Raw genomic sequence first — 15250 nt, 5'->3', positions numbered from 1 at the left:
CGCTGCGGATCGGCTGGTTCAGCGCGCCTGGCCCAGCGGACCGGCTGGTCCAGCGGACCGGCTGGTCCACCGGAACGGCTGGTCCACCGGAACGGCTGGTCCACCGGAACGGCTGGTCCACCGGAACAGCCGGTCGGCGGTCGGCGGTCGGCGGTCGGCGGTCGGCGGTCGGCGGTCGGGTGAGAACGTCTTGCGGAGGATGCGCGGATCGAACGCGCGCGGGGTTTCACCCCCGACCACGGCTTAGCAAGCCGGTGCCTTTCCACTCGGCCAATCCTCCGGGTGGGCGGCCCGCGCGTGACGCGCGCTCGAAGCGGCCGCCCCGGGCAACTCCCCCTGCGGAGCGGGTTCGACGGAGGAGTAACTACTCCGCAACCCGCCGCGGGCTGCCCTGCCGGGAGCTCGACGAACTGCTCCTGATGAACATCGTCGCGCTCCTCTCCCAGAATGTGGCGCCGGCTCGATCCGGCGGTGTGGACACAACCACTGTGCCCGTACGCCGACTTGGGCGCCACTGATTAAAGGCCGCTCCCGCGGGGCCTCACTTGCGGCGCCATCTGCGCCGACGCCCCTTGCTGAAGAACCAGCCCGCGGGCGGCTCGTCCGAGCGCCAGGGCTGCGGATCGGGGCCTCCTTCGCGCCAACGGGCCGCGAGCATGCGCGCGCGGGCAGACGGCTCGGTCGTCTCCGCGGACCGTACGAAGTTCTCGTCGAGTACGAGGTCGTCCCACGGCTCCCCTGCCGTGTCCCCGAGCCCGTCCCCGGACCCGGACCTGTCCCCGGCCTGTTCGCGGCCGTCACCCCGTGGTTCCTCGGTAGCCATCCCCGTTCCTCCTGGCCGTGCGTCCCCGTTGGCCCAGTGTGACCGGGCAGGGATGAAGCCGCTGTCAAGAAAAAAGGGGCTCCCCGATCGCGTGCCGCCCACCAGTCGGCACGCGATCGGGGAGCCCTCGCTCACTCCTCGCCGGCCAGCGTCAGCGACCGCAGTCGCTGCCCCGCGTACCAGGTGGCGAGGACGGTGACCACGACCAGCAGGACCGTCGCGGTCGGCAGGCTCACGTCCGAGGTGACCAGGTCTCCGCCGGTCACCTTGTGGCCCACGGCGAGCGCCCACTGCTGGACGCTGAGCGTGCGGGCGCCGGACACCAGGGATCCGAACAGGGCCTCCCAGACGAGCGCGTAGACGAGCCCGAAGACCACCGCGTGCCGGGTCACGGTCCCGAGGAGCAGGAACATCGCGGCGTAGGCGATCGAGGCGACCAGGGAGGCCACGGTGTAGGCGACGGCGATCTGCTGGCCGTTGCCGTTCAGGATCATGCCCGCGATGAAGGTCGGCACCGCCGAGAAGGCCATCGTGACGGCGATCGCGACGATCAGCTTGGTGAAGATGATCGTGGGCCGCTTCAGGGGCTTGGCCAGCAGATACACCACCGAGCCGTCGTCGATCTCGGGCCCGATCGCTCCCGTACCGGCGATGACACCGATGATCGGCACCATGGTGGCGAGCGCGAACCCGCCGAGCAGGTCAGAGGCCACCTGGTCGTCGGCTCCGGAGAAGCTCCGGACGGCCAGGGAGAGCACGATGAGCAGGACGGGCAGGACGCCGAGGATGAGGGCCCGTCGGCGGCCGAGCAGGCCCCGATAGGTGAGCCGGGCGACTGTGGGGTCGTACATCTTCGGCCTCCTACGCCGCGACAAGATACGAGAAGACGGATTCCAGGGACTCGTCGGACGGCGACACCGTCAGCAGCCGGATGCCGTGCTCACGCGCGACCTTCGGCAGCAGGGCGGTGAACCGGCCGAAGTCGACGGCCTGGATGCGCAACGCGCCCTCGGCGAGGTCGACTTCGATGCCGGACGTCGACGGGTCGGCGATCAGTGCGGCGGCCAGCGCCCGGTCGTCGCTGGAGCGGACCAGGTAGCGGTGCGGGCGGTCGGTCATCAGCCGGCGGATGCGCCGGAAGTCGCCGCTCGCCGCGTGCCGTCCGGCGACGATCACCTCGATGTGGGCGGCGAGTTGCTCCACCTCTTCGAGGATGTGGGACGAGAACAGCACCGTGCGGCCCTCGTCGCCCATGCGGCGCAGCAGATCCATGAGCTGCATGCGCTGGCGCGGGTCCATGCCGTTGAACGGCTCGTCGAGCAGCAGCAGCGACGGGTCGTGAACCAGCGCGGACGCCATCTTCACGCGCTGCCGCATGCCCTTGGAGTACGTGGAGATCTTGCGGTCCTGCGCGTACTCCATCTCGACCGTGGCGAGGGCCCGATGGGCGGCCTTCGCGCCGAGGCCGTGCAACTCTGCGTTGGCGACGACGAATTCGCGCCCGGTGAGGAAGTCGTACATCGCCTCGCGCTCGGGGACGATGCCGATGTGCCGGTAGATGTCCTCGTTGCGCCAGGTCGGCTTTCCGTCGAGGGTGACGGTGCCCGTGGAGGGGGCGAGGAAGCCGCCCATCATGTTGATGAGGGTGGACTTGCCGGCGCCGTTCGGGCCGAGCAGGCCGGTGACGCCGGGGCCGATCGTCATCGTGATGTCGTTGACCGCCACCACGTTGCCGAACCAGCGCGAGACATGGTCGATGTTGAGCGTGGTCACAGCCCGACCTTTCGGTAGCGGCGCATCAGGAGGCCGTAGCAGCCCGCGATGAGACCCAGGACGACGACGAGGTAGACGACGCCCTGTCCGGACGAGGGGCCCACCTCGCCGGGGAACGCGGAGGAGGCGCCGAGGAACGCCGTCTGCACTCCGTCGATGAGTGTGATCGGCGAGAAGAGCCCGAGCCAGGGGACGGCTCCGCCGCTGGACCGCTCGAAGGCGATGGCCTGGACGGTGGAGACGGCTCCGTAGGAGATGGTCAGGGCGGCGATGACGGCCGCGATGCCGAAGCCGCGGCGCGGGGTGATCGCCGAGATGACCAGGCCGATGCCGGCGAAGAGGAGCGACAGCAGTGCCACGGAGAGAAGCCCCTGCCCGAAGCCCTTGCTCTGGTCGGAGAAGTCGAGCTTGGCCAGCAGCGCCCCCACGTAGAGCACGATCAGCGGGGCGGCCGTGAGGATGAACAGCGCCGAGGCCAGCGCCGCGTACTTGGCACGCACGTAGTCGCTGGTCTCAATGGGACGCGAGAAGTACAGCGGCACGGTCTTGAAGCGCAGGTCGCGGGAGACCGCCTGGGGGCCCTGCGAGGCGACGTACAGGCCGATGACGGCCTGCATGATCACCGCGTAGCGCGTGTAGTCGACCGGCAGGTCCTTCGCCTTGGTGGCGACCGCGACGGCAACCATGATCAGCGCGGGGACGCACATCACCACGAAGAGCAGCATCGGCAGGACCTTGGACTTGACCGAGCGGCCGAGTCCGTAGGCGCCGCGCAGGGACTGCGAGTAGAGGGAGCGGCGGGCATAGGCGCGGCCGAGGCGCGGGCCGTCGTAGTTGCGGTAGCCGATGTTGTGGATACGGGTCTGCTCACCCGGCTGGGTGAGGGGGTGCTCAACTGCCATGGCCGACCGCCTCCTTCCGCTGGTCGTCGCCGGTCCGCGGATCACCGCTCGCCGCTCGCTCGTGCTTCGCCCGCTGTTCGTCGCTGTCGGCGAAGACCTCGGCGATGTGGTGCCTGCGCTGCTCCATGCGGACCAGCCCCAGGCCGAGGTCGGCGACCACGTCGCGGACGAGGTCGTAGGTGTCCTCGCTCTCGGTGGTCAGCAGCAGGATGTGTCCGGCGCCCGGCAGCCCGCTGCCGTCGTGTGTCTCGATCCCGCGCGCGTGGAGCACGTCGCGCACCGCGCTCGTGCCGTCCGGGTGCTCGTCGGTGTCGGTGACCTCGATGGCGAGGGTCGTGGTGGTCTTGGTGAAGTCCGTGGTGGAGCTGGAGCGCAGCAGCTTGCCGCCGTCGACGACGACGACGTGGTCGCAGGTGCGTTCCAGTTCGCCCAGGAGGTGCGAGGTGACCAGGACCGAGATGCCGAAGTCCGTGTGGATGCGGCGGATCAGTCCGAGCATGTCGTCGCGGCCGACCGGGTCCAGGCCGTTGGTCGGTTCGTCCAGGAAGACCAGCTGGGGGTCGTGGACGAGGGCCTGCGCGAGTTTGACGCGCTGCTTCATGCCCGTCGAGTAGCCGCCGATGGGGCGATAGCGCTCCTCGTACAGTCCGACATGACGCAGGGTGTCCGCGGTGCGCTCGCGGGCCGCGGCCGGCGGCAGCCCGGACATCCGCGCCATGTGGACGACGAACTCGGTGGCCGAGACGTCGGGCGGCAGGCAGTCGTGCTCGGGCATGTACCCGACCCGCTCGCGGATGGCGCCGCCTTCGGTGGCGACGTCGAGGCCGAGCACGCGTGCGCGGCCCTCGGTGGCGGGGGACAGACCCAGGAGGATCTTGATCAGTGTGGACTTGCCGGCTCCATTGGCTCCGACGAGTCCGGTCACACCGGGCCCGACGTCCACGGAGAGCCGGTCAAGCGCGGTCACCCGGGGGTACCGCTTGCTCAGGCTTTCGGTCGCGATCACAGTCACGATTCGAAGGTAGTGGCGCAGACCACAGCGGTCGTCAGCCCACGGAGGTGGATCCGTGTCAGCCTCCAGGCGTACGGGCCCGTAGGGGTCACCCTCAGGTACGGGTCGCCGGGAGCCGGTCATCCACAACGGACCGGTTGTCCACAGGCTGCCGCGGGCCTATTGACGCAGCCTCTAACAACTGTCACATTCGCCAGTGTCACGTTACGGGCACGTACCGCAGTCGGTACGGACAGGGTGGGACGGTGGCATGACGACGGCAGTGGCAGGCGAACTCGCGGCGGAACTGCGGGGGTTCAGAGAGGTCCAGCGCCTCGCGTACGAGTGCGCGGAGGCGGTCGCGGCGCAGCTGAAGCCCGGTGTCACCGAGCGTGAGGCGGCGCGCATGCAGCGGGTGTGGCTGCGCGAGCGCGGGGTGCGGGACTGGTTCCATCTGCCGTTCGCCTGGTTCGGCGACCGCACGGCCTTCGTCGGCTTCCGGATCCCCCTGCAGTTCTTCCCCACCGATCGCCGGCTGGAGCCGGGGATGCCCTTCATCCTCGACATGGCCCCGGTGCACAAGGGCTTCACGGCGGACATCGGCTATTCGGGCTCACTCGGGCCGAACCCCGTGCAGGACAGGCTGCTCGCCGATCTGGAGGCGCACCGCGAGCTGATCCTGCGCGAGGTGCGCGAGCGGCGGCCCCTGCGTGAGATCTACGAGGACGTCGACCGGCTCATGACCCGCCAGGGCTGTGCCAACCGGCACCGCGCGTATCCGTTCGGCGTGATCGCGCACAAGGTGGACCGGGTGCGGGAGCGGTCCTGGTCACCGCGCCTGTTCGGGTTCGGCGCCCAGTCCCTGAGAGGACTGGCGAGCGACGCGCTGCACGGGCACCGGGAAGGCTGGTCGCCCCTGTGGTCTCCGTACACATTCTCCGACCACCCGCCCCGCCCGGGGCTGTGGGCGGTCGAACCGCACCTCGGTTTCCGGGGTACGGGCGCGAAGTTCGAGGAGATCCTGGTCGTCACGGACTCCAGGGACCCCGAGCAGAGCGCGTTCTGGCTCGACGACGATCTGCCGCACGTGCGGCGCTGGGCGGAGGACAAGTGAGTCTCGTGGGCGCGCGCGAGCGCTGGGTGCGGACGGGCGGAATCGAGCTGTGCGTCGCCGAGCTGGGCGACGTCAGGCAGCCGACCGTGGTCCTCGTGCACGGCTATCCGGACTCCAAGGAGGTGTGGTCCGAGGTCGCCGTGCGGCTCGCCGACCGCTTCCATGTCGTGCTGTACGACGTGCGGGGACACGGCCGCTCGACGGCGCCGCAGCCCCTGCGCGGCGGGTTCACGCTGGAGAAGCTGACCGACGACTTCATTGCAGTCATCGACGCGGTGAGCCCCGACGAGCCGGTGCATCTGGTGGGCCACGACTGGGGTTCGGTGCAGTCCTGGGAGTTCGTCACGGTCGCGCGCACCGAGGGCCGGATCGCGTCCTTCACGTCGATGTCCGGTCCGTCCCTCGACCACTTCGGCCACTGGATCAAGCGGCGCGTGAGGCGGCCCACCCCGCGAAGGATCGGCCAGCTCCTCGGCCAGGGCGCCAAGTCCTGGTACGTGTACATGCTGCACACTCCGGTGTTGCCCGAGCTGGCCTGGCGCGGCCCCCTGGGCAAGCGGTGGCCGAAGATCCTCCAGCGGATCGAGAAGGTGCCCGCGGGCGAGTACCCGACCGCGTCACTGCCCTCGGACGCGGCGCACGGCGCTTGGCTGTACCGCGACAACGTACGGTCCCGGCTCGGCCGCCCCCGCGAGGACGCGTACGCGCACGCGCCCGTGCAGCTCATCACGCCCCTGGGGGACGCATTCCTCTCCGAGCGGCTCTACGACGAACTGGAGACGTGGGCCCCGCGGCTGGTCCGCCGCACACTGCCCGCCAAGCACTGGGTCCCGCGGACCCGCCCTGACCAACTGGCGTCCTGGATATCCGAGTTCGTGACGGCCAACGAGGGACGCGAGGCCGGGATGCCCGCGCCCGAACCGGTCGCCACCGGCAAGTACGCCGACCGGTTCGGCGGGCAGCTGGTACTGGTCACCGGCGCCGGCAGTGGCATCGGGCGGGCCACCGCGTTCGCGTTCGCCGAGGCCGGCGCGCGCGTGGTGGCCGTCGACCGGGACGCGGAGGCCGCGGCCCGCACGGCGGAGATGTCCCGGCTGATCGGCTCACCCGCGGCCTGGGCCGAGACGGTCGACGTCTCCGACGAGCAGGCCATGGAGAAGCTCGCCGAGAAGGTCGCCACCGAATACGGCGTGGTGGACGTGCTGGTGAACAACGCCGGTATCGGCCTCTCCGGCTCCTTCCTCGACACCACTCCGGACGACTGGCGGAAGGTCCTCGACGTCAATCTGTGGGGCGTGATCCACGGCTGCCGGCTCTTCGGGAAGCAGATGGCCGAGCGCGGGCAGGGCGGCCACATCGTCAACACCGCGTCGGCGGCGGCGTACCTGCCCTCGAAGGCGCTGCCCGCCTACAGCACCTCCAAGGCGGCCGTCCTGATGCTCAGCGAGTGTCTGCGCGCGGAGCTGGCCGGGCAGGACATCGGCGTCTCGGCGATCTGCCCCGGCCTCGTCAACACCAACATCACCTCGACCACGCGTTTCGCCGGGGTCGACGCTGCCGAGGAGAAGCGGCGCCAGAAGAAGTCGGCGCGACTGTACGGGCTGCGCAACTACCCGCCGGAGAAGGTCGCCGACGCGATCCTGCGCGCGGTCGTACGCAACGAGGCGGTCGTACCGGTCACCCCGGAGGCGCGCGGCGCCCACCTCATGCACCGTTTCGCGCCCAGGACGCTGCGCGCGATCGCACGAATGGAGCCACCCCTGTGAGCGAACGACCCAGCGACGCGGCGAACAGCCCGGCCGGACCGCCGGAAGGCGGCGGGGCAGGACCACTTGGAGACGGCCCGGCCGGTGGTTCCGTGAGCGGCGACCGTCACGCGATCGTCCCGAGACGGGTGTCTTTCGACTGGGAGGACACCCCGCTGCACTGGATCCCGGAGGAGCCCACCGCCACCCACGTCATCAATGTGCTGCATCTGCTGCTCCCGGCCGGGGAGCGGTGGTTCGTGAGGGTCCTCAAGGAGGCTCTGCCGCTGGTCCGCGACCCCGAACTCCGCAAGGACGTCAAGGGGTTCATGGGCCAGGAGGCCACGCACAGCGTGCAGCACGCGTACGTCCTCGAGCACCTCGCCGCCCAGCGGCTCGACACCTCCGGCTTCACCCGGCACGTCGACTTCCTGTTCGAGAAGCTGCTCGGCGAGGAACCGCCCCCGGGGGTGCCGGTCCCGGCCCGGGAGTGGCTGCGCTTCCGGCTGTCGGTGGTCGCGGCGATCGAGCAGTTCACGGCGGTGCTGGGCGACTGGGTGCTGACGGCCGAGGGCCTGGACCTCGCCGACGCCGACGAGGTCATGCTCGACCTGCTGCGCTGGCACGGCGCGGAGGAGGTCGAGCACCGCGCGGTGGCCTTCGACCTGTACCAGCACTGCGGCGGCGAGGGCGCGCCCCGGTACGCCCGGCGGGTCGCGGGCATGGCCGTCACCGCGCCGATGATGCTCTACCTGTGGGTGTGGGGCGCCGCCTATCTGATCCGCCACGACCCCCGACTCGCCGGCCGTCTGCGGTACTCGCTCGCCGCCCACAACAAGGCGGTCCGCAAAGGGCTGTTGCCCAGCTGGAAGGAGCTCGGCGCGGCCATACCGCGCTATCTGCGGCGGTCGTACCATCCGTCGAAGGAGGGCTCTTTGCTCAGGGCCGTCGAGTACCTGGCGCAGTCGCCCGCGGCGCGGTCGGCGGTGGGGGCGATCGGGCGGGCGGCGGCTTCTTAGGGCCCAGGGGCGGGAGGGCGGGAATGATGAGCGACGAGTCGGGCGGTGTCGCGTACCGCATCGAGGACCTGGCGCACCGCAGTGGCGCCACGGTCCGGACGATCCGCGCCTACCAGGACCGCGGGCTGCTGCCCCGCCCCGAGCGGCGCGGTCGCGCCAATGTGTACGCGGACGCCCATCTGGCGCGGCTGCGGCAGATCGCCGACCTCCTGGACCGCGGTTACACGCTGGCCTCGATCAAGGAGCTCCTGGAGGCCTGGGACGCGGGCCGGGGTCTCGGCGGGATACTCGGTCTGGTCGCGGAGGTCGACGGGCCGTGGACCGACGAGGAGGCCGCACGGATCTCCCGGGCCGAGCTGGAGGAGCGGTTCGGCGGTCGTCCCGACGATGCGGCGGTGGCGGACGCCGTGGAGCTCGGCGTGCTGGAGCCCGTTCCGGGAGATGAGGACGCCTTCGTCGTTCCGAGTCCTCAAGAGCTGGCCGCAGCGGTCGAGTTGTACACGGCGGGCGTTCCCCTGTCCGCGATCTCCTGCCACCTGAGGGAGTTGAGGGGGCAGGTCGAGCACATCGCCTCCCGTTTCCTGGAGTTCACCACGGAGCATGTCTTCGCGCGCTATCTCGGGAAGCACCCGCCGAGCGACGCGGAAGCGGCCGAGGCGGCCTCGCTCGTCCGGCGGCTTCGACCGCTCGCGCAGCAGACGGTGGATGCCGAACTGGCCCGTGCCATGCGGCTCTTCGCCACTCGCCATTTGAGTCGGCACCTCGCGACGGGGCAGTTCCCGGAGGAGCGGGAAGGCGCGCGTACGGTGGAGGTCGCCGCCGGGACAATGCGGGCCGTGGAGCGTCTGGTTGGCGCTGAGCACGCGGCGGCGTTCGTGACTGCGGCCGCCGAACGGGAGCTGCAGACACGCACGTTGGACCGGCTCGCCACAAACACCGTCCACAGCAACATTGTTGACGAAATGCCCTAAAGGGCACTCGCGTTGTCCACAGATTCGTCAATTCACTTGTGGATAACATGACTTGGCTGTGGATCAAACCTCCGATCCAAAATCAAATGCGTGATCCGTCTCTCGCCAGGCACGCTGGGAGGATGAAGGAACAGACGGACGACCGGACGCGCGAACAGACGCGTGACCGGACAGATGAACGGACGGATGATCGGATGGAAGGACAGGCGGATGAACGGATGGATGAAAAACGCACCGTGAAGGTGTCGAAGTACCTCTCGAAGCATCTGCGGCACCAGCCCGAGCGGATCGGACTCACACTCGGCGAGGGCGGTTGGGTCGAGATCGACACGCTGATCTCCGCGGCGGCCGCACACGGCTTCCGGTTCACACGCGACGAGCTCGATCATGTGGTGGCCAACAACGACAAGCGGCGCTTCGCCGTCGAGGGGTCCCGGATCCGGGCCAGCCAGGGCCACTCCGTCGAGGTCGACCTCGGACTGCCCCCGGCGACCCCGCCGGCGTACCTCTACCACGGAACCGTGGCCCGCAACCTGGACCCGATCCGCGCCGAGGGCCTGAAGTCCATGAACCGGCACGACGTGCACCTCTCGGCGGACCGGGAGACGGCCACCCGTGTCGGCGCCCGCCGCGGCCGCCCGGTCGTGCTCTCCGTGGACGCCGCCGCCATGCACCGCGACGGCCATGTCTTCCGGGTCAGCGCCAACGGCGTCTGGCTGACGGAGGCCGTACCGCAGAGCTACCTGCGGTTTCCCGGTCCGCACTGATCCCGGGCGCCGGACACCGGCCCGGGGACTGCCCTGAGGCGGCCACGGCCCGGCTCCGTTTACGCTCGATGCATGAGTCTGCGTCTGAGCACCGTGATCCTGCCGTACGTCCGCTGGCACGAGGGCGGGCGTTCCGCGTGGCAGCGTGCGGAGCAGCTCGGCTTCCACACCGCGTTCACCTACGACCATCTTTCCTGGCGGACCTTCCGCGACGGCCCGTGGTTCGGGGCCGTGCCGACACTGACCGCGGCTGCGGCCGTCACCGACCGGCTGCGCCTCGGCACGCTCGTGTCCTCGCCGAACTTCCGGCACCCGGTGACCCTCGCCAAGGACCTGATCTCCCTCGACGACATCTCGAACGGCCGGGTCACGCTGGGCATCGGCGCGGGCGGCACCGGTTTCGACGCCACCGCTCTCGGCCAGGACCCGTGGACCCCGCGTGAGCGTGCCGACCGCTTCGGTGAGTTCGTCCCGCTGCTCGACCGGCTCCTCACCGAGGACTCCGTCTCCTACGGCGGCAATTTCTACTCGGCGCACGAGGCGCGCAACATCCCGGGCTGCGTCCAGCGTCCCCGGCTGCCGTTCGCGGTGGCCGCCACCGGCCCGCGCGGGCTGAAGCTCGCCGCCCGTCACGGACAGGCCTGGGTGACGACCGGCGACCCGAAGCTGTACGAGACGGGCACCCCGGAGCAGTCGGTTCAAGCCATTCGCGAGCAGGTCGCCAGGCTCGCCGACGCCTGCGCCGAGATCGGCAGGGACGTGGCGGAGCTCGACAAGATCCTGCTCACCGGCTTCACCCCCGACCGGAGCCGCCCCCTGGAGTCCGTCGGCGCGTTCGTCGACTTCGCGGGCCGGCACGCCGAACTGGGCTTCACCGACATCGTGATCCACTGGCCCATCCCCGACTCGGACTTCGCCGCCGACGAGAAGATCTTCGAGCGGATCGCCATGGAGGTCGTGGCCCAGCTGTCCTGACACCCGTCGCGGCGAACCGGGTTGGACAGGTTGCGACGCCGCCGGCGAGGACGGCAACCACTCAAGTGTGCGGACCGGCGCACGGTCGTGCGCATATATGCGGGAGAATGAGCACGTGACCTCAGCGACTCGCCGGCCCGAGACTCCGGCCTCCACCGTCCCGCCCCGGCTGATCGCCACGGACCTCGACGGCACCTTGTTGCGCGACGACAAATCGGTGTCCGACCGCACGATCGCCGCCCTCGCCGCCGCCGAACAGGCCGGTATCGAGGTCTTCTTCGTAACCGGCCGCCCGGCCCGCTGGATGGACGTCGTCAGCGACCACGTCCACGGGCACGGCCTGGCCATCTGCGGCAACGGCGCCGCCGTGGTCGACCTGCACGGCGGCCCCGGCGCCCACCGCTTCGTCAAGATCCGCGAACTGACGCCGGACATCGCCCTGGACGTCATCCAGGTGCTGCGTTCCGCCGCGCCCGGCACCGTGTGTGCCGTCGAGCGGACGTACGGCCTCCATCTCGAACCGGGTTACCCGCTCATGCACATGGAGCCCCCGGAGATCGTCTCGCCCGCCGAGAAGCTCCTCGCCGAGGATGCCCTGGACGCCGATCAGCCTGTGCTGAAGGTGCTCGCGTACCACCCGGACATGGACCCGGACGACTTCCTCGGTGTCGCCCGCCCGGCCATCGGCGACCGGGCCAACGTGACCCGGTCGAGCCCCAGTGCCCTTCTGGAGATCAGCGGCCCCGGCATCTCCAAGGCCAGCACCCTCGCGCTGTGCTGCGCCGAGCGCGGTATCTCCCCCGAGGAGGTCGTCGCCTTCGGTGACATGCCGAACGACGTCGAGATGCTCACCTGGGCCGGCCGTTCGTACGCCATGGGCAACGCCCACCCCGCCGTGATCGCCGCCGCCTCCGGGCGCACGGTCGCGAACAACGAGGACGGGGTGGCGGTCGTGATCGAGCGGATCCTGGCAGACCGCTCGTAACCACCCGGCAGCACGACCGCGGGGCCTCCGGCGAACGCGCCGGAGGCCCCGCGGCGGCCGCTTCCCAGTCCTGCCGTGGCTTTCGGCGAGCCGCAGGGCGGTCGCACGGCGGTCGTGGGGCATCGTGCACCGTCGTGGGACAGTCGTGCGGCAGTCGTGGGGCGGTCGTAGGAAAGTCGTGCGGCGGTCACACGGCGGTCGTTGCGGTGATCGCCTCGCCGCAGCCGTTGTGCGCCGCCGCCGGCGGGCCTACACAACGACCCCGTGCTCCGCCAGCCACGGCACCGGGTCGATCGCCGAACCCGTCTCCGGCGTCACCCTTACCTCGAAGTGCAGATGCGGCCCGGTCGAGTTGCCGCTCGTTCCCGACTGCCCGATCCACTCCCCGGTCGAGACCCGCTGCCCCTGGTCGACGGCGACGGCCGCGAGATGCGCGTACTGCGTGTAGTAACCGCCGGGGTGCTCGACGACGACCTCGATGCCGAAGGCACCGCCACAGGACACCTTCACCACCCGGCCCGCCCCGACCGCCCGAACCGGGGTGCCGATGGGCACCGCGAAGTCCTGCCCGGTGTGGCGGTGCGCCCAGTGCTCGCCCCCGCTGCCGAAACCCGCGGAGAGTTCGTACGTCTCGACCGGCGCGACCCACGCGCGCGAGGAGTCCACCGGCGGCTGGTCGAGACGGACCGCACCGCGGCACGAGCCCGCCGCCACCGAGGCGTCCGCCCGGCTCTGCAACGCCGACCGCGCCTCGTCGAGCTTCGCCTCGATGGTCCGCTTGATCTCGGCGAGTTCCCCGTTCCGCCTCTCCAGCGCCTGCCACTCGGACCGGGCCTTCGCCTCGTCCGCGGCGAGCCGGCCCTCGGCGCGCCGGCTTTTCGCGACCGCGTTGGCCACGACCAGATCGGCCCGCCGCACGGCACGCTGACCGCGCATCAGGTCGTCGGGGTCCTTCGCGTACAGGATCTGCGCGGTGTACGGCAGCCCGCCGCCCTGCCGGTACTGAGCGCTCGCGATCCGGCCCAGATCCTCGCGCAGGACCGCGATCTCCTGCCGCTCCCGTACGAGGAGCTGCTCAGCCCGCTCCGCCCGGCCGCGCTGCGCCTCGGCATCCTGCCGCCCCGCCTCGTACTGCCCGGTCGCCACGGAGGCGTCCTCGTACAGCCGCTCCACCTGGGCACTGATGTCGAGGTCCGCGCCGTCGCCGTCGCCGTCGCCCTCGGCCACCGCCGGCCGGGCCGCGAGAACCACGAGCGCGCACAACAGCGCCGGTACGAAAAGGGGATGGCGACGAGATGAGCGCATGACAGCGATCGTGGCCCGCGCCTTCGGACCCGGCCTGTTCAAGGCGTACACCTGGGGGACGGAACGTCACGAATGGCCCAGTGGCGGGACCGAACGGCCCCGTTCCGCCGGGGCGGCCCGCGAACAGGTCCCCTGCGCAAGGAACTTCAGTGCGGTACCTGCCACACCACCGTCGTGCCGCCGCCGTCCTCACCGATCCCCGGCCCGTACCAACTGGCGCCGCCCAGCGACTCGGCACGCCGTTTGAGGTTCTTCAGGCCGCTGCGCCGACCGCCGTCGGGGATGCCGACGCCGTCGTCCGCGACGGCGAGGCGCACCCCCGGCCGCCCGTCCGGCAGGAGGACGTTCGCGTCGACGGAGACCTCGATACGGGAGGACCCCGCGTGCCGGAAGGCGTTGGAGAGGGCTTCACGCAGCGCGGCTATGAGGTTCTTGCCGGTGAGTTCGCCGACCAGCGTGTCGACGGGTCCGGTGAAGCGGTGTCCGGGCTGGAAACCGAGAGGGACGGCGGCCATGTTGATCTCGCGCAGGACGCGGGTGCGCAGCCCGGACGGCACCTCGGCGGGGCCCTGCCGGAGAGCGAAGATCGCGGTGCGGATCTCCTGGATGGTGACGTCGAGTTCGTCGACCGCCTTGCCGACGCCCCGCCGCACCTCGGGCACGTTCGAGCGGCGCTGTGCGCTCTCCAGCATCATTCCGGTGGCGAACAGCCGCTGGATGACCAGGTCGTGCAGGTCACGGGCGATCCGGTCGCGGTCCTCGTACACCGCGAGCCGTTCCCGGTCGCGCTGTGTCTCGGCCATCATCAGCGCCAGCGCGGCCTGAGAGGCGAACTGCGCCGCGAGGGTCCGCTCGGTCTCCGTGAAAGGGCGTCCCTCGCGCGTCCGCGGGGTGACGAGGGCCCCGAGGACCCGGCCGTCGCTCTGCAGGGGGAGCATCATGACGGGCCCGTAGGCGCGGGTGAGATCCGTGCGCAGACGCGGGTCGACGGCCGCGTCCTCCAAGAACACCGGTTTCCCGTCGCAGAGTTCGGCGACCAGCTCGCTCTCCGGCGGAACGATCACACCGAGCACCTTCGAAGGGTGTTCCGCCGCCACCGCGACGACCTCCAGGCCGCCCTCCGCGGCGGGCAGCAGCACGATCCCGGCCGCGGAACCGGAGAGCCGGCGGGCCTGTTCGGCGACGACCTGCAACGCCTCCTCGGCGTCGCCGCCCGCCAGCAGCGCGGTGGTGACGGCCACCGAGCCGTCGATCCAGCGCTCACGCTGCTTCGCCGCCTCGTACAGGCGGGCGTTGCCTATGGCGATACCCGCCTCCGTGGCGAGCACCCGAAGCATGTCGAGGTCGTCGTCGCCGAAGGTCCCGCCGCCGCGCTTCTCCGTGAGGTACAGGTTCCCGAAGATCTTCCCCCGCACCCGGATCGGCACTCCGAGGAAGCTGCGCATCGGCGGATGGCCGACGGGGAACCCGCAGGAGCGCGGGTCGTCGGTCAGGTTCGCGAGGCGCACCGGATCGGGGTCGCGGATGAGCGCTCCCAGCAGCCCCTTGTGACCGTCGGGCATCCGTCCGATCCGTCGGGCGGTCGCCTCGTCGACGCCGTGCTGGACGAAGTCCGTGAGTCCCTCCCCGCTCTCGGCCACGACCCCGATGGCCGCGTACCGCGCGTCCGTGAGCTCGGCCGCGGTCTCACAGATCCGGTCCAGCGTCGAATGCAGCTCCAGCCCCGATCCGACCGACCGCATGGCCTCCAGCAGCCGCAACCGCGGCACCCGTGCGGCCGGCTCGTCGAGCAGCCCACCCGGACCATGGACCGCCGGGGCCGCCGCGCCCGTGCTGCCGCCCGGGGCGGGGGAAGCCGACGCCGCTGACATGCCTTGAGC

At 70.8% G+C, this 15250-nt stretch carries 14 protein-coding genes and 1 tRNA gene; 7 read left to right on the top strand and 8 right to left on the bottom strand.

The annotated features are described in order from the left end of the window. Nucleotides 1-193 precede the first annotated feature (193 nt). The 6 genes from ACFYR3_RS05325 to ACFYR3_RS05300 all read right to left on the bottom strand — a co-directional run bounded on the left by ACFYR3_RS05325 (nt 194) and on the right by ACFYR3_RS05300 (nt 4504). A tRNA-Ser gene (locus ACFYR3_RS05325) sits at nt 194-280 on the bottom strand. Nucleotides 281-541: 261 nt separating this feature from the next. Further along, a complete protein-coding gene (locus ACFYR3_RS05320) occupies nt 542-823 on the bottom strand; it encodes a hypothetical protein (RefSeq protein WP_389281560.1) in 282 nt (93 codons plus the stop codon). Nucleotides 824-954: 131 nt separating this feature from the next. Then, the gene (locus ACFYR3_RS05315) at nt 955-1674 is read right to left on the bottom strand and encodes an ABC transporter permease (RefSeq protein ID WP_355848254.1); all 720 of its coding nucleotides are present in this window, start codon (nt 1672-1674) and stop codon (nt 955-957) included. Nucleotides 1675-1684: 10 nt separating this feature from the next. Then, nucleotides 1685-2596, bottom strand: a complete 912-nt coding sequence (locus tag ACFYR3_RS05310) for an ABC transporter ATP-binding protein (protein WP_328554598.1) — start codon at nt 2594-2596, stop codon at nt 1685-1687. Further along, on the bottom strand, nt 2593-3498 hold the full coding sequence (locus tag ACFYR3_RS05305; protein WP_355848251.1) for an ABC transporter permease subunit: 906 nt from the start codon (nt 3496-3498) through the stop codon (nt 2593-2595). Before ACFYR3_RS05305 ends, ACFYR3_RS05310 begins: the two co-directional genes overlap by 4 nt. Further along, nucleotides 3488-4504, bottom strand: coding sequence for an ABC transporter ATP-binding protein (locus ACFYR3_RS05300; RefSeq protein WP_355848405.1), 1017 nt, complete (start codon nt 4502-4504; stop codon nt 3488-3490). Before ACFYR3_RS05300 ends, ACFYR3_RS05305 begins: the two co-directional genes overlap by 11 nt. 256 nt (nt 4505-4760) lie before the next feature. Here ACFYR3_RS05300 and ACFYR3_RS05295 point away from each other — a divergent pair, with 256 nt between their 5' ends. The 7 genes from ACFYR3_RS05295 to ACFYR3_RS05265 all read left to right on the top strand — a co-directional run bounded on the left by ACFYR3_RS05295 (nt 4761) and on the right by ACFYR3_RS05265 (nt 12065). Further along, entirely contained in the window at nt 4761-5603 is an 843-nt protein-coding gene (locus tag ACFYR3_RS05295) for a M24 family metallopeptidase (protein ID WP_355848248.1), read from the top strand. Continuing rightward, entirely contained in the window at nt 5600-7369 is a 1770-nt protein-coding gene (locus tag ACFYR3_RS05290) for an SDR family oxidoreductase (RefSeq protein ID WP_355848245.1), read from the top strand. The genes ACFYR3_RS05295 and ACFYR3_RS05290 overlap by 4 nt, the downstream gene beginning before the upstream one ends. A gap of 92 nt (nt 7370-7461) precedes the next feature. Then, the gene (locus ACFYR3_RS05285; protein WP_355848402.1) at nt 7462-8367 is read left to right on the top strand and encodes a metal-dependent hydrolase; all 906 of its coding nucleotides are present in this window, start codon (nt 7462-7464) and stop codon (nt 8365-8367) included. Between the two features lie 26 nt (nt 8368-8393). Next, nucleotides 8394-9338, top strand: coding sequence for a MerR family transcriptional regulator (locus ACFYR3_RS05280; protein ID WP_389281617.1), 945 nt, complete (start codon nt 8394-8396; stop codon nt 9336-9338). 218 nt (nt 9339-9556) lie between these two features. Continuing rightward, nucleotides 9557-10105 carry an RNA 2'-phosphotransferase gene (locus ACFYR3_RS05275; RefSeq protein ID WP_355848243.1) on the top strand — a complete coding sequence of 183 codons (549 nt, stop codon included), beginning with the start codon at nt 9557-9559 and terminating at the stop codon, nt 10103-10105. Between the two features lie 72 nt (nt 10106-10177). Continuing rightward, complete coding sequence (locus ACFYR3_RS05270; RefSeq protein ID WP_355848240.1) at nt 10178-11080, top strand: LLM class flavin-dependent oxidoreductase; 903 nt, start codon at nt 10178-10180, stop codon at nt 11078-11080. A 97-nt stretch (nt 11081-11177) separates the two neighbouring features. Beyond that, on the top strand, nt 11178-12065 hold the full coding sequence (locus tag ACFYR3_RS05265) for a Cof-type HAD-IIB family hydrolase (RefSeq protein ID WP_355848237.1): 888 nt from the start codon (nt 11178-11180) through the stop codon (nt 12063-12065). Between the two features lie 249 nt (nt 12066-12314). On the opposite strand, the gene ACFYR3_RS05260 is transcribed toward ACFYR3_RS05265, so the two are convergent. After that, nucleotides 12315-13370 (bottom strand): peptidoglycan DD-metalloendopeptidase family protein, encoded by a 1056-nt coding sequence (locus ACFYR3_RS05260; RefSeq protein ID WP_389281556.1) that lies wholly within the window; start codon nt 13368-13370, stop codon nt 12315-12317. A gap of 146 nt (nt 13371-13516) precedes the next feature. Then, nucleotides 13517-15241 carry a GAF domain-containing protein gene (locus tag ACFYR3_RS05255; protein ID WP_389281554.1) on the bottom strand — a complete coding sequence of 575 codons (1725 nt, stop codon included), beginning with the start codon at nt 15239-15241 and terminating at the stop codon, nt 13517-13519. Between the last annotated feature and the right edge of the window lie 9 nt (nt 15242-15250).

This window comes from Streptomyces sp. NPDC005784, from assembly GCF_042871525.1.
In the GTDB taxonomy this organism is placed as follows: Bacteria; Actinomycetota; Actinomycetes; order Streptomycetales; family Streptomycetaceae; genus Streptomyces.
Note: the sequence above shows the minus strand (reverse complement) of the source record. Positions and strands in the feature narration are given on the sequence as shown.

Bases quoted from the DNA above. Each gene is read 5' to 3' on its own strand.
- ACFYR3_RS05320 (WP_389281560.1), bottom strand. From the start codon at position 823: ATGGCTACCGAGGAACCACGGGGTGACGGCCGCGAACAGGCCGGGGAC.
- ACFYR3_RS05315 (WP_355848254.1), bottom strand. From the start codon at position 1,674: ATGTACGACCCCACAGTCGCCCGGCTCACCTATCGGGGCCTGCTCGGC.
- ACFYR3_RS05305 (WP_355848251.1), bottom strand. From the start codon at position 3,498: ATGGCAGTTGAGCACCCCCTCACCCAGCCGGGTGAGCAGACCCGTATC.
- ACFYR3_RS05295 (WP_355848248.1), top strand. From the start codon at position 4,761: ATGACGACGGCAGTGGCAGGCGAACTCGCGGCGGAACTGCGGGGGTTC.
- ACFYR3_RS05280 (WP_389281617.1), top strand. From the start codon at position 8,394: ATGAGCGACGAGTCGGGCGGTGTCGCGTACCGCATCGAGGACCTGGCG.
- ACFYR3_RS05275 (WP_355848243.1), top strand. From the start codon at position 9,557: ATGGATGAAAAACGCACCGTGAAGGTGTCGAAGTACCTCTCGAAGCAT.
- ACFYR3_RS05270 (WP_355848240.1), top strand. From the start codon at position 10,178: ATGAGTCTGCGTCTGAGCACCGTGATCCTGCCGTACGTCCGCTGGCAC.
- ACFYR3_RS05265 (WP_355848237.1), top strand. From the start codon at position 11,178: ATGCGGGAGAATGAGCACGTGACCTCAGCGACTCGCCGGCCCGAGACT.
- ACFYR3_RS05260 (WP_389281556.1), bottom strand. From the start codon at position 13,370: ATGCGCTCATCTCGTCGCCATCCCCTTTTCGTACCGGCGCTGTTGTGC.
- ACFYR3_RS05255 (WP_389281554.1), bottom strand. From the start codon at position 15,241: ATGTCAGCGGCGTCGGCTTCCCCCGCCCCGGGCGGCAGCACGGGCGCG.